This is a genomic window from Streptosporangium sandarakinum (assembly GCF_013409935.1).
Classification (GTDB): domain Bacteria; phylum Actinomycetota; class Actinomycetes; order Streptosporangiales; family Streptosporangiaceae; genus Streptosporangium; species Streptosporangium nondiastaticum.
In genome coordinates this window covers 1024326-1036771 of record NZ_JACCCO010000002.1, presented here as the reverse complement: position 1 = coordinate 1036771, position 12446 = coordinate 1024326, and the positions used below count along the sequence as shown (strand labels likewise).

The 12446-nt window shown below is 74.1% G+C and carries 11 protein-coding genes; 8 read left to right on the top strand and 3 right to left on the bottom strand.

Annotated features, from left to right (window positions below; all coding sequences use genetic code 11):
* Nucleotides 1-66: 66 nt before the first annotated feature.
* On the bottom strand, nt 67-1224 hold the full coding sequence (locus HDA43_RS23130; RefSeq protein ID WP_179825096.1) for a steroid 3-ketoacyl-CoA thiolase: 1158 nt from the start codon (nt 1222-1224) through the stop codon (nt 67-69).
* Between the two features lie 182 nt (nt 1225-1406).
* Nucleotides 1407-1946: a TetR family transcriptional regulator gene (locus tag HDA43_RS23125; protein WP_179826366.1), complete on the bottom strand. Its 540-nt coding sequence runs from the start codon at nt 1944-1946 to the stop codon at nt 1407-1409.
* A 425-nt stretch (nt 1947-2371) separates the two neighbouring features.
* On the opposite strand from HDA43_RS23125, the gene HDA43_RS23120 reads away from it, so the two are divergent.
* From HDA43_RS23120 to HDA43_RS23100, 5 genes are read left to right on the top strand one after another with little or no spacing between them, the layout of a single operon-like run.
* Nucleotides 2372-3520: an acyl-CoA dehydrogenase family protein gene (locus tag HDA43_RS23120; RefSeq protein ID WP_179825088.1), complete on the top strand. Its 1149-nt coding sequence runs from the start codon at nt 2372-2374 to the stop codon at nt 3518-3520.
* On the top strand, nt 3517-4671 hold the full coding sequence (locus tag HDA43_RS23115; protein WP_179825086.1) for an acyl-CoA dehydrogenase family protein: 1155 nt from the start codon (nt 3517-3519) through the stop codon (nt 4669-4671). Before HDA43_RS23120 ends, HDA43_RS23115 begins: the two co-directional genes overlap by 4 nt.
* Nucleotides 4668-5654 carry an OB-fold domain-containing protein gene (locus tag HDA43_RS23110; RefSeq protein ID WP_179825084.1) on the top strand — a complete coding sequence of 329 codons (987 nt, stop codon included), beginning with the start codon at nt 4668-4670 and terminating at the stop codon, nt 5652-5654. The genes HDA43_RS23115 and HDA43_RS23110 overlap by 4 nt, the downstream gene beginning before the upstream one ends.
* Complete coding sequence (locus HDA43_RS23105) at nt 5654-6064, top strand: MaoC/PaaZ C-terminal domain-containing protein (RefSeq protein WP_179825078.1); 411 nt, start codon at nt 5654-5656, stop codon at nt 6062-6064. Before HDA43_RS23110 ends, HDA43_RS23105 begins: the two co-directional genes overlap by 1 nt.
* A gap of 22 nt (nt 6065-6086) precedes the next feature.
* Nucleotides 6087-7259 carry a lipid-transfer protein gene (locus HDA43_RS23100; RefSeq protein ID WP_179825077.1) on the top strand — a complete coding sequence of 391 codons (1173 nt, stop codon included), beginning with the start codon at nt 6087-6089 and terminating at the stop codon, nt 7257-7259.
* A gap of 58 nt (nt 7260-7317) precedes the next feature.
* Here HDA43_RS23100 and HDA43_RS23095 read toward each other — a convergent pair whose 3' ends face one another.
* Nucleotides 7318-9582, bottom strand: coding sequence for a hypothetical protein (locus HDA43_RS23095; protein WP_179825076.1), 2265 nt, complete (start codon nt 9580-9582; stop codon nt 7318-7320).
* A 331-nt stretch (nt 9583-9913) separates the two neighbouring features.
* Between HDA43_RS23095 and HDA43_RS23090 the strand changes: the two genes are divergently transcribed.
* Genes HDA43_RS23090 through HDA43_RS23080 form a run of 3 tightly spaced genes read left to right on the top strand, consistent with a single transcriptional unit; the run spans nt 9914 to nt 12421 of the window.
* On the top strand, nt 9914-11089 hold the full coding sequence (locus HDA43_RS23090) for an ABC transporter ATP-binding protein (protein ID WP_179825075.1): 1176 nt from the start codon (nt 9914-9916) through the stop codon (nt 11087-11089).
* Nucleotides 11079-11753 carry an ABC transporter permease gene (locus HDA43_RS23085; protein WP_179825074.1) on the top strand — a complete coding sequence of 225 codons (675 nt, stop codon included), beginning with the start codon at nt 11079-11081 and terminating at the stop codon, nt 11751-11753. Before HDA43_RS23090 ends, HDA43_RS23085 begins: the two co-directional genes overlap by 11 nt.
* Entirely contained in the window at nt 11750-12421 is a 672-nt protein-coding gene (locus HDA43_RS23080; RefSeq protein ID WP_179825072.1) for an ABC transporter permease, read from the top strand. The genes HDA43_RS23085 and HDA43_RS23080 overlap by 4 nt, the downstream gene beginning before the upstream one ends.
* Nucleotides 12422-12446: the final 25 nt, after the last annotated feature.

The following is a 12446-nucleotide window of genomic DNA, read 5'->3' as shown; positions in this document are numbered from 1 at the left end:
TCGTGATCATTCCCGACGGGGGAACGCGGAGAGAACGCGCACGCCCGCGGACGCGTCGCCGCCGCGTCACAGCCGTTCGAGGACGGTCGCGGTGGCCAGCGCTCCGCCCGCGCACATCGTCACCAGCGCGGTCGAGGAATCCGACCGCTCCAGCTCGTGCAGGGCGGTGGTGACCAGCCGGGCGCCGGTCGCGCCGACCGGGTGACCGAGCGCGATGGCCCCGCCGCAGACGTTGACCCGGTCCATGTCCGGCCGGTGAACCGACGCCCAGGACAGCACGACCGAGGCGAACGCCTCGTTCACCTCGAACAGGTCGATGCCCCCCACCCGCATGCCCGCCGCGGACAGCACCCGGGCGGTCGCCTCCACCGGGCCGTCCAGGTGGTAGTACGGCTCGGCGCCGACGAGCGCCTGGGCGCGGATCCGGGCGCGGGGACGCAGGCCGTACCGGGCGGCGGCCTCCTCGCTCGTCAGCAGCACCGCCGCCGCGCCGTCGGAGATCTGCGACGAGGTCCCGGCGGTGTGCAGGCCGCCCTCTCCCATCACCGGCCGCAGCCGCGCCAGCCCCTCGGCCGTGGTCTCGCGGAGCCCCTGGTCGATGGTCACGACGCGGCTCTCCCCGGTCGGCCGTCCGTCCTCGCCCAGGACCGGGGCCGTCACCGGGACGACCTCCCGGCCGAATCGGTCCTCGGCCCACGCCTGGGCGGCCAGGCGCTGGGACCGTACGCCGAAGGCGTCGAGCCGCTCGCGGGTCAGCCCACGCCGCCGCGCGATCCGCTCGGCGGCGGTGAACTGGTCGGGCAGGTCGATGGCCCAGTCGTCGGGCCGGGGGTCGGCCGGGAGCACGTTGCTGCCCAGCGGGGCCCGGCTCATCACCTCGACGCCGCAGGCCACCCCGACCTCGATGACGCCCGCCTCGATGAGGGCGGCGACCAGGTGCACGGCCTGCTGCGAGGAGCCGCACTGCGCGTCGACCGTGGTCACCCCCGTTCCGTACGGCAGGCCGGCGTAGAGCCAGGCGTACCGGCCCACGTGCCCGCCCTGCTCACCCGCCTGGGTGACGCATCCGGCGAAGACCTGGTCCACGGCCGCCGGGTCGATTCCGGACCTGCCGACCAGGCCGTTCAGCGCCGCGGCGAGCAACGCCTGCGGCTTCAGGCCCGCGAGCACACCGCCGCGCCTGCCGATCGGGGTCCTGACAGCCTCGACGATCACCGCGCCCATCCGACCTCCCAGCCCGACCGCATCCGCCTGTTACTGTAACCCGTTCTAGTTTTCGGCGGAAGGCGAAGGAGGGAGGTCTCCGGAAGGGGACGGAGGACGGGACGGGTGATCTTCGGAAGAAGGTCTCCGGGAGAAGGTCTTCGGAAGGGGATGGAGGGCGGGGCGGGAAGCGGGATGGGTGGTCAGAAGCCGGCGAGCAGCCGGTCGGCCGCTATCTCGACGCGGCGCTGCACCTGCTCGTGCGTGCGGCGGCCGCGGAGCATCTCCAGCAGCTCCTGCACCCAGACGCTGCCCAGCGAGCCGGCCAGGATGGCCTGCTCCTCGGTGGCGGTCTCCGGCGTCAGCCGTTCCCCCGGCCGGTCTCCGGCGGCACGCAGCAGCAGGCCGGTCATCCGGTCGCCGAACGGGGTGTCGACCTCGGCCATGATCAGCGAGCGGATGAGCGCGTCGGCCAGCTCGGGCTCGCGCATCAGACCGCGGGTGGCGCGCATCAGCACGTCCACGGCGCGGCCGGCGGCGGTGGCGGCGCTCGGCGGACGCCGCTCGATGCTGCCTTCGAGCAGGTCGAGCTCCTCGCTGACGACCGCGACGACCAGGTCCATCTTCGACGGGAAGTAGCGGTAGAGGGTGCCGAGGGCGACCCCGGCGCGCTCGGCGACCGTGCGCATCTGCATGGCCTCGACGCCGCCACGGGAGGCGAGCGCGGCGGCGGCCTGGACGATGCGCTTGCGGCGCTGAAGCTGGCTCCTGGAGCGGGCGCCGCCGGACGCCGCCGGCTCGCCCTGTGAACCCTGTGAACCCTGTGAGCCCGAGGCGTCCTTGGCCGCGCCTGAGGATCTCTTGGCCGCACCCGAGGACCCCTTGGCCGCGCCCGGCCGGGAGGACCCGGGGGCCGAAGCGTGCGGGGCGCGGGTGGCCGCGGATGCTCCGATGGTCGTACGCGGGACACGCATGAGAACACGTTATCTGATCTCCGGTCGTCCCGGTGAGTTACCCGCCGGTTGCGAGGGGCATCGGCCCTTCCACGGAAGACGCCCGCCCGCCGTACGGCGCCGCCCGTCCGCGCCGGTGCCCCCTGGACGGGGATTGAAATCTGTTCTAGTTTCCGGATCGGTTGGCTTGAGCGTTTTAGCCCCCTGGAGCGCCCGTGGACTTCACCCTTGACGAGACGCAGAGCGAGCTGCGCGCCCTCGCCGCAGACCTCCTCGGCCGCGAGGCGGCCACCGAACGGATCGAGGCCCACGAGGCGGGCGGCGCGCCGTACGACGTGGGGCTGTGGCGCTCCCTCGCCCAGGCCGGGCTGCTGGGCGCCTGCCTTCCCGAGGAGGCGGGCGGCGCGGGGCTCGGACCGGTGGAGATGGCCGTCCTACTGCGGGAGGCCGGGGCGCACGTGGCCCCGGCGCCGCTCCTGGCGAGCCTGGTCACCGCGCTGACCGTCGCCCGGCACGGCTCCCCGGAGCAGCGCGCGGCACTGGCCCCGCTGGCCGAGGGGCGGGCGGTGCTGACCGCCGCGCTGCGCGGCCCCGGCCGCGACCTCGGCGCCGCCCCCGCCGTGACGGCCCGCCTCGCGGGCGAGCCCGATCCCGCAGGGGACCCCGGCGCCGCCCCCGCCGTGACCGCCCGCCCCGGCGGCGACGGGTGGGTGCTGACCGGGCGGGCCGGCATCGTCCCCTACGCCGCCCAGGTGTCGGCGATCCTCGTCCCCGCCGCCACCGAAGAGGGCGTCGGCCTGTTCCTGGTCGCCCCCGAGTCGGCGGACCTGCGGCCGGTGCGCGTCTCCACCGGCGAGCCCACCGCCACGCTCACCCTCCGCGACTCCCCGGGCGAGCCGGTGGGCGCGCCGGACGGCCGGGCCGCGGAGGGCCTGCGCCTGCTGGCGCTCGCCGGGATCGTCGCCGTCGCCTCCGGCGTGCTGGCCGGGGCGCTCGCGCTGACCACCGAGCACGTCAGGAACCGCAGGCAGTTCGGCCGGGCGCTGGCCGAGTTCCAGGCGGTCACCGTGCAGATCGCCGACGTCTACATCGCCGCCCGCACCCTGGACGTCGCCATGTGGTCCGGGGTGTGGCGGCTGGCCGAGGGCATGGACGCCGAGGCCGACACCGACCTGTCCGTCGCGGCCCTCACCGTCACGGACGCGGCGCTCGCCGCGCTGCACACCTGCCAGCACCTGCACGGCGGGATCGGCCTGGACGTGGCCTACCCGCTGCACCGCCACTTCGCCTGGGGCAAGCACCACGCCCACCTGCTGGGCGGCGTGGAAGCCCGGCTCGACGCGATCGGAGCCCTCCTTCGATGATGATCGACCTGACCCCCGAGCAGCGGCGGCTCCGCCACGAGCTGCACGAGTACTTCACCGTCTGCCTGTCCGCCGAGGAACGCCGGGAGATCGCCGCCGACCCGTTCGGCCCGGCCTACATGCGGCACTGCCGCAGGCTCGGCCGCGACGGCAAGCTCGGCCTGGGCTGGCCGGAGAAGTACGGCGGCGGCGGGTACGGCCCGCTGGAACAGCAGATCTTCGCCAACGAGATCGCCCGCGCCGAGGTGCCCTACCCGATCATCACCGTGCAGACCGTCGGCCCGACCATCATGCGGTACGGCACGACCGCGCAAAAGGAGTTCTTCCTGCCGCGCATCCTGGCCGGGGAGTGCCACTTCGCCATCGGCTACAGCGAGCCCGAGGCGGGCACCGACCTCGCGGCCCTGCGCACCACCGCGGTCCGCGACGGCGACCACTACGTCGTCAACGGGCAGAAGATCTTCACCTCGGGCGCCCACCGCGCCGACCACATCTGGCTGGCCGCCCGCACCGACCCGGCCGCGGCGAAGCACCGGGGCATCACGATGCTGATCGTCGACTGCGCCGACCCGGGCTTCTCGTGGACCCCGATCACGACCATGGACGGCCGCCACCACACCAACTCCATCTACTACACCGATGTGCGGGTGCCGGTGGACATGGTGGTGGGGGAGGAGAACCGGGGCTGGGACCTGATCGTCGAGCAGCTCAACCACGAGCGGGTCACGCTCGGCCCGGCGGGCAACATCGCGCACGTCCACGACCGCTTCCTGAGGTGGGCGCGCGCCACCGGCCTGATCGCCGAGCCCGCCGTACGGCGCGCGCTGGCCAGGGTGTACGCCTGCCTGCGGACCAACGAGCTGCTGAACTGGCAGGTCGCGGCGGGCATGGACCTGGGCTGGCTGGGCGCCCCCGACGCCTCGGCCACCAAGATCTACGGCTCGGAGCGCATGCAGGAGGTCGGCCGGATCGTCGGGGACGTCCTGGCCCGGTTCGGCGACCCGGACGACGAGGAGACGGCCGACTTCACCGAGCGCCTCGACCGCGGCGTCAAGGGCGCGATCGTGCTGACCTTCGGCGGCGGCGTCAACGAGATCCAGCGCGAGCTCATCGCCATGCTGGGCCTGAACCTGCCGAGGCCGCCCCGATGACCGCCGCGAACCCTCCCGCCGGGGTCCCGGACCCGGACTTCCACGAACGGCTCACCGCGCTGGCCGAGAAGCGGATGGCGGCGGGCGAGGTGTACGGCGAGGCCGCGGCCGACCCGGTCAACCTCCCGATGATCCGGCACTGGGCCGCCGCCATGGGCGACGCCAACCCCCTCCACACCGACGCGGAGGCCGCCGCCGCGGGCGTCCACGGAGAGATCGTGGCTCCCCCGGCGATGATCCAGGTCTGGACCATGCCGGGCCTCGCCGGACCGGCCGGGCGGCCCGAGAGCGCGGGAAGCCCGATCGACGACGTGCTCGCGGCCCTCGACGCCGCCGGCTACACCGGGGTGGTCGCGACGAACTGCGAGCAGACCTACGACCGCTACCTGAGGCTCGGCGAGCGGCCGGTCCCGGCCACCCGGCTCACCGGGCTGTCCGGGCCGAAGCGGACGGCCCTCGGCGAGGGCTACTTCGTCACCTGGAACGTCACCTGGTACTCGGAGGGCGAGCGGGTGGCCGAGATGCTGTTCCGGGTGCTGAAATTTCATCCCGGGGAGCGCAAAACCACTCCCGATACCCGGCAGCCGTACCCGCTGGGACCGGCGGTCAACGACGACACCGCCTTCTTCTGGGAGGGTGTGGCCCGAGGCGAGTTGCGGATCCAGAGATGCGCCGACTGCGGCGAGCTCCGGCATCCCCCCGGTCCGGTCTGCCCCTCGTGCCGCTCGGCCGGCCGGACGTACGTCGTGGCGAGCGGCGAGGGCGAGGTCTACAGCTACGTGGTGCACCACAACCCGCCGATCCCGGGATGGGAGACGCCGTTCGCGGTGGCGGTGGTCCAGCTGCCGGAGGGCGTGCGGATCGTGGGCGCCGTCGTGGACTGCGCTCCCGCGGAAGTGGGTATCGGTATGCCGTTGCGTGTGACGTATCGCCAGAAGGACGACAACCTCATACTGCCCCTCTGGGTCCCCCGGGAGACGTGATGCGGACGCTTACCGAAGACGAGGTCCAGGTCGGAGTGGCGCTCCCCGAGCTCGTGATCGACCTGACCCCCACCACGGTCGTCTCGACGGCACTGGCCACGATGGACTTCACCCCCGTCCACCACGACCCGGCGAGCGCCAGAGCGCAGGGATCGAAGGACGTCTTCCTCAACATCCTGACCACGATGGGCCTCGTCGAGCGTTACGTCACCGACTGGGCGGGCCCCGAGGCGCTGATCCGCGGCATCAACGTCAAGCTGGGCGTCCCGGCCTACGCCGGCGACCGGCTGACCTTCACCGGCACCGTCGTCGGGCGGGAGAACGGCGAGTTCACCGTCGAGGTGCGGGGCAGGGTCAGCCTGGGCGACCACGCCTCGGGCACCGTCCGCGTCGCCCTCCCCGACCGCTGACCCACCAGAAAGGCCCCCCATCGTGGTCTCCTTCTCGGGGAGTACGGCCGTCGCCGGCATCGGCGCGACCGAGTTCTCCAAGCAGTCGGGCAGGTCGGAGCTCCGGCTCGCCGCCGAGGCGGTGTTCGCGGCGCTGGACGACGCCGGCCTCGGCCCGTCGGACGTGGACGGCCTGGTGACCTACACCCAGGACGCCAACGACGAGATCGCCGTGGCCCGCGAGGTGGGCATCGGCGACCTGACCTTCTTCTCCCGGGTCCACTACGGCGGCGGCGCGGCGTGCGGCACGGTGATGCACGCGGCGATGGCCGTCGCGACCGGCGTCGCCGAGACCGTCGTCTGCTACCGGGCGTTCAACGAGCGCTCCGGCCGCAGGTACGGCCGGCCCGACCCCGGGCTCGGCGGCGCGCCGTCGTCCCTGGGCCTGGAGATGAGCTGGCACGTGCCGCACGGGCTGATGACCCCGGCGGCGTGGGTCGCCATGTTCGCCCGCCGGTACATGCACGTCCACGGCGCGACGTCCGAGGACTTCGGCAGGGTGGCGGTCGCCATGCGGCGGCACGCGGCCACCAACCCCGCCGCGTGGTTCCACGACCGGCCGATCACCCTCGCCGAGCACCAGGCGTCGCGGTGGATCGTCGAGCCGCTGCACCTGCTCGACTGCTGCCAGGAGAGCGACGGCGCGGTGGCGCTGGTGGTCACCTCGGCCGAGCGCGCCCGCGACCTGCGGCGGACTCCGGCCCTGATCACCGCCGCGGCCCAGGGATCGGGGGCCGGCCAGATGATGATGACCAGCTACTACCGCGACGACATGACCGGCCTGCCGGAGATGGGGGTGGTCGGCCGCCGGCTGTGGGAGCAGGCGGGGTTCGGCCCCGAGGACGTGCAGACGGCCGTCCTGTACGACCACTTCACGCCGTTCGTGCTCGTCCAGCTGGAGGAGCTGGGGTTCTGCGGGCGGGGCGAGGCGCGCCACCTCGTGGCGGACGGCGGCATCGAGATCGACGGCCGGCTGCCGGTCAACCCGCACGGCGGGCAGCTCGGCGAGGCGTACATCCACGGCATGAACGGCATCGCCGAGGCCGTCCGGCAGGTCCGGGGCACGGCGGCCAACCAGGTGGCGGACGTCCGCAACGTCCTGGTCACCGCCGGCACCGGCGTGCCGACCAGCGGGCTGGTCCTGTCGGCGGGCTGAGCCGCCGGACCGCTCACGGCGTCACGGCGCCAGGGCAGACGCCGGACCGCTCACGGCGTCACGGCGCCAGGGCGGGCACGGCGAGGAAGACGATCACCGCGATCGCCACGCAGACGAGGAAGCCCACGAACTCCCAGATCCAGTCGTGGTGACGCTCGGCGTGCCTGCCCGGCCGGCGCCTGGGCCTGCGGTGCGACCGCCCGCCGGACCGTGCCGTACGGGACGCCCGGGCGCTCGTCTCCGGGACCTCGGCCCGAACCCCGGTCACGGCCGTGGTTCCGGCCCCGGTCACGGCCGTGGTTCCGGCCCCGGTCACGGCCGTGGCCCCGGCCCCGGTCACGGCCGTGGCCCCGGCCCCGGTCACGGCCGTGGCCCCGGCCTCGGCGTCCCCGAGGTTCCCGGCGTTCGCCAGCATCCCGGCCCGCCAGGCGGCGACCTCCTGGAAGTCGGTCGTCGCCGCGGCGGCCGTCCCGGAGTCCCGCGTCGCCGCGGCGGCCGTCCGGGGGCCGGTCGTCTCCGCGGTGGCCTCGGGCTCCTGCCCGCTCAGGGGCCACCCGGTGTCGGCGGGTCGTTCCATCCCGTGCACGCGGACGGGTCGTTCCGGCGCGGTCCAGTCGACGATCGGCCACTCGTCGTGCGGAGCCCGTACGGTCTCCGCCCGCCCGTCGCCCGTCGCCGGACCGGCGTCCGCGTGCGGCACGCCCCCGGTGTCCTCCGCGAGAGGGGCCCTCCCGGCGTCCCGGTACGGGTTCGCCACGGCGTCCGTACGCGCCGTCCGGTCCTGGACCGGGGACGTCGTGGACGTCGGATCCTGAGCCGGGGACGTCGTGGAGCCGGGGACGGTCAGATCCTCCAGCTCGTCGGCCCGCAGCGGCCAGCCGGGCAGCGGCCGCTCGTGCTCCCCCCGCCGGCCGGCTTCCTCGCGCCGCCCGCGATCCCCCCGCTGATCGGGCTCTTCGCGCCGCTCGTGCCGCCCGCGGTCGGTGCGCCGCCTGTCGCGGTCGTGCTCCTCGCGCGGTGCGGCGGCCACCAGCCTGTCGGTCCGGATCAGGGCCGCCCGCGCCTCGCGGGTGAGGGGCTGGAACAGGTTCCCCACGGAGGGGAACCCGTCCGGCGACGGTGGTGATGACGGTGACGGCGATGACGACGGCGGCGACGCCTCGGGTTCGAGCACGTCCCCGGGGACCGGGGCGGACAGGGGCGCCGAGCCGCGCGGCGAGGGCCGGCGCAGCCTCGCCCGCCGGGCGCGGGGCGACATGTCGTCGAGCGAGGTCAGAACCGCGTCCTTGAGCCGGGGCATCGGCTCGGTGGTGGCCTCGTGCGCGGAGACCACGTCCGGGTCCGGCGGCGAGAAGAGGTCGGACGCGCGGTCCCGCGCGGAGGAGCCGGGGTGACCCGAAGATCCGCGGGAGCCGGTGGGACCCGAGGGCCCGGACGATCCGGGGGAGCCGGGGAAGGCCGGGGAGCCCGAGGGGCCCGGGGAACCGGGCGAGCCGTCGCGCGGTCCGCCCACCGGCCCGATCGGCAGCGGGAACACGGCGGTGCTGGTCAGCGCGTCGGTCTCGGAGGGCGGGAGCGGCCACACCGGGGGCGCGGGCCACAGCCTCCTGAGCGGGGGACCGGAGGGGCGCGATGCGAAAGCCGTACGGGGCCGGATGCCCGGCGTGGCGGGAGCCGCACCCGGCCGGGCCCCCGGCGGAGCGGAGGCCGTACCCGGCCGGACTCCCAGCACGGTGGCGCGCAGGCCCGGCGGTGGGACGGCCCAGGGGGCGCGGGCGAGGACGTCGCGGATGGGCGCGGCGTCCAGGGCGCCGAACACCTCGGCCATGCGGTCCGGCACCCTCATCGAGGCCAGGGCCGGGCGCAGCGCCTGGGCGAAGCGCCGGCAGGCGCTCACGGTCAGCTCGTCGGCGGTGTCGGCGGCCACGTCGAGCACCCAGGAGAGCTCGAAGGCGTCCATCTCGCACACGCCGGACAGGTACAGCACCTCGCGCTGGTGGGGTCGCAGGTCGCGCAGCACCCGCCCGACGAAGGCGGCCACCAGGTCGGCTCCGGCGACCGGCGGCGCGTAGACGACGTCGCGGTGCTGGATCTCGCGGCGGGCCAGCGCGTAGAGGGCGGCGCGCGGCGGCTCGGCGACCTCCCCGGCGGCGTACGGCCCGGCGGTCTCCCCGGCGGCGAAGACGGCCGTCAACGCGGCGGCTGCGGCGCCGGGATCACCGAGCTGGTCGTGACAGTACGCGAACAGTCCGGCGGCGTGACGGTCGTAGAGCTCGGCGACGAGGTCACCACGCGAGCGCCGACCGAGGAGCGGTTGGGTCACGGGACCGGTTCCTCTGGTGGTTCGGATGGTTCAGGCGGGGGCATCTGACGATGAACCCGGGCGAGCGGAATACGTACGGTGCCGAAGTGGCTGTTGATGCATGTGTGTCAGATGAGTCACTCCCCACGATATGGGTAATCATGCCGGGTCGGCGGGCCCAATCGCACTATTGACTGCCCTTTCTCCGGAGGGCTTGCTAGCCTGAGCGGCCCCCTGGTGGGGGCCATGGGAGGGTTGAGTTGGATACCTCACCTTTGTCGGTCCCGCGTTAGACCATGGGGCGGTTGTGGGCAGGGGGTCCCACGCCCCGCCGGCGAGCAAAAGGTTACGCATGATCACATTCGACCGTGTCACCAAGCGATATCCAGACGGAACCGTCGCCGTGGACGACCTCAGCCTCGAAGTCCCCACGGGCGGGATAACCGTGTTCGTCGGCCCCTCCGGATGCGGCAAGACGACGTCCCTCCGGATGATCAACAGGATGATCGACCCGAGTGAGGGCCGCGTCCTCCTCGACGGCGTGGACGTCACCACCGTCGATCCGCCCACGCTGCGGCGGGGCATCGGCTACGTGATCCAGCAGGCGGGCCTCTTCCCGCACCGGAAGATCGTGGACAACGTCGCGACCGTGCCCCAGCTCCTCGGGTGGGACCGGCGGAAGGCCCGGGACCGCGCGATGGAGCTGCTGGAGCGGGTGGGCCTGGACACCGGCCTCGCGAACCGCTATCCCTTCCAGCTCTCCGGCGGCCAGCAGCAGCGCGTCGGCGTGGCCCGCGCGCTCGCGGCCGACCCGCCGGTGCTGCTGATGGACGAGCCGTTCAGCGCGGTGGACCCGATCGTGCGCGCGAGCCTGCAGGACGAGCTGCTGCGGCTCCAGGCCGAGCTGCACAAGACGATCGTGTTCGTCACCCACGACATCGACGAGGCCGTCAAGCTCGGCGACCGGGTCGCCGTGCTGCAGGTGGGCGGGCACCTGGCGCAACTCGACGACCCCGCGACGCTGCTGGCCAGGCCCGCCGACGGGTTCGTCCAGGAGTTCCTAGGCCGCGACCGGGGCATCCGGCGGTTGTCGTTCGTCCCCGGCGAGGGCCTGCGGCTGCGCGACGACCTGACCGTGCCGGTCTCCGCCGACGTCGCCTCGGCCCGCGGTACGGCGGAGCCCTGGCTGGCCGTGGTCGGCCCGGACGGCGGGCCCCTGGGCTGGGCCGCCACCTCCGGTCTTCCGAAGAGCGGGACGTTCGAGGCGGTGCCGCTCGCGCCGTACGGGACGTTCGTCAGGGGCCGGGACTCGCTCCGCGCGGCGCTGGACGCGGCGCTGCTGTCGCCCTCGGGGAACGCGATCGCGGTGGACGACTCCGGGCGGGCCGAGGGCGTGGTCACCCGCGAGGTCCTGGACGAGGCGCTGGTCCTGGCCGCCCGGGAGGCGTCCCGCGTGGCGGGGGAGACCCGGGCCGGCGAAGGACCCGGGGAGGCCGGCGGAGCCCGGGAGGCCGCGGATGGACGGTGAGCCCCTGGTCCGCTGGGACTGGATCTGGCGCAACTGGAGCACCGGCAGGGCCGGCAGCATCGACTCCCTGCTCCAGCAGCACGTGGTGATGGCGCTGCTGCCGGTCGTGCTCGGGCTGGTCGTCGCGCTGCCGATCGGGCTGGCCTGCGTGCGCTGGCGCTGGCTGTACCAGCCGACGGCCGGGCTGATGAACGTCGTCTACGCGCTGCCGTCCCTGCCGGTCTTCATGCTCCTGCTCCCGGCGACCGGCCTCGGGCCGGCGACCGTGATCATCCCGCTGAGCTTCTACGGCGTGGCCGTGCTGATCCCCGCCGTGGTGGACGGCATCGCCTCCGTCCCCGACCACGTGCGGCAGTCGGCGGTCGCGATGGGCTTCACCCCGCTGCGCCGGCTGCTCCGGGTCGAGCTGCCGATCGCCGTCCCGGTGGTGCTGGCGGGCCTGCGCGTGGTCGCGGTCTCCAGCATCAGCCTGGTCAGCGTGGGCGCCCTCATCGGCCAGGGCGGGCTGGGCAACCTGTTCACCGACGCGTTCAAGCGGGACTTCCCCACCCCGGCGGTCGTGGGCATCGTGCTCATCGTGGCGCTGGCCCTGCTGGTGGACGGCCTCCTGCTCGCCGCGCAGCGGCTGCTAACCCCCTGGCAGCGGGCGAGGGGGAGCGCGTGAACTGGCTGACCGACTTCTTCGGCGACCCGGCCCACTGGTCGGGGCCCGACGGCATCCCGGCCCGGCTGCTGGAGCACCTGGCGTTCTCCGCGGCGGCGCTGCTGCTGGCCGCGCTGATCGCGCTGCCGCTGGGGCTGTGGATCGGCCACACCGGCCGGGGCGCCTACTTCATCGTGGCGACGGTCAACGTCGCCCGCGCGATACCCACCCTCGGCCTGCTCGTGCTGTTCGTGCTGCTGCTCGGCACCACCACGGTCTGGCCGGTGCTCATCCCGCTGGTGGCGCTGGCGGCGCCGCCCATCCTGGTCAACACCTACGAGGGCGTCCGGGGCGTGGACCCCGACCTGAGGGACGCCGCGTACGGCATGGGCCTGCGCGGCGGCCAGGTCCTGGGCAGGGTGCTGGTGCCGGTGGCGCTGCCGTTGATCCTGCTCGGGCTGCGGCTCTCGGCCGTCCAGGTGGTGGCGACCACGACCGTGGCGGCCTACGCCGGGCTCGGCGGGCTGGGCCGTTTCATCATCGACGGCCTGGCGACGAAGGACTACGCGAGCGTCGCGGGCGGCGCCGTGCTGGTGGTGCTGTTCGCGCTCGCCGTACAGCTGTTGTTCACGTTGGCACAGCGGACGGCGGTGTCGCCGGGGGTGAGCCGGAGACAGCGCGTCCGCTAATCTACTAATAACCCCCCGTTTGAAA

Coding starts and splice junctions, on each gene's coding strand:
- HDA43_RS23130 (WP_179825096.1), bottom strand. CDS start 1,224: ATGGGCGCGGTGATCGTCGAGGCTGTCAGGACCCCGATCGGCAGGCGC.
- HDA43_RS23105 (WP_179825078.1), top strand. CDS start 5,654: ATGCGGACGCTTACCGAAGACGAGGTCCAGGTCGGAGTGGCGCTCCCC.
- HDA43_RS23110 (WP_179825084.1), top strand. CDS start 4,668: ATGACCGCCGCGAACCCTCCCGCCGGGGTCCCGGACCCGGACTTCCAC.
- HDA43_RS23085 (WP_179825074.1), top strand. CDS start 11,079: ATGGACGGTGAGCCCCTGGTCCGCTGGGACTGGATCTGGCGCAACTGG.
- HDA43_RS23090 (WP_179825075.1), top strand. CDS start 9,914: ATGATCACATTCGACCGTGTCACCAAGCGATATCCAGACGGAACCGTC.
- HDA43_RS23115 (WP_179825086.1), top strand. CDS start 3,517: ATGATGATCGACCTGACCCCCGAGCAGCGGCGGCTCCGCCACGAGCTG.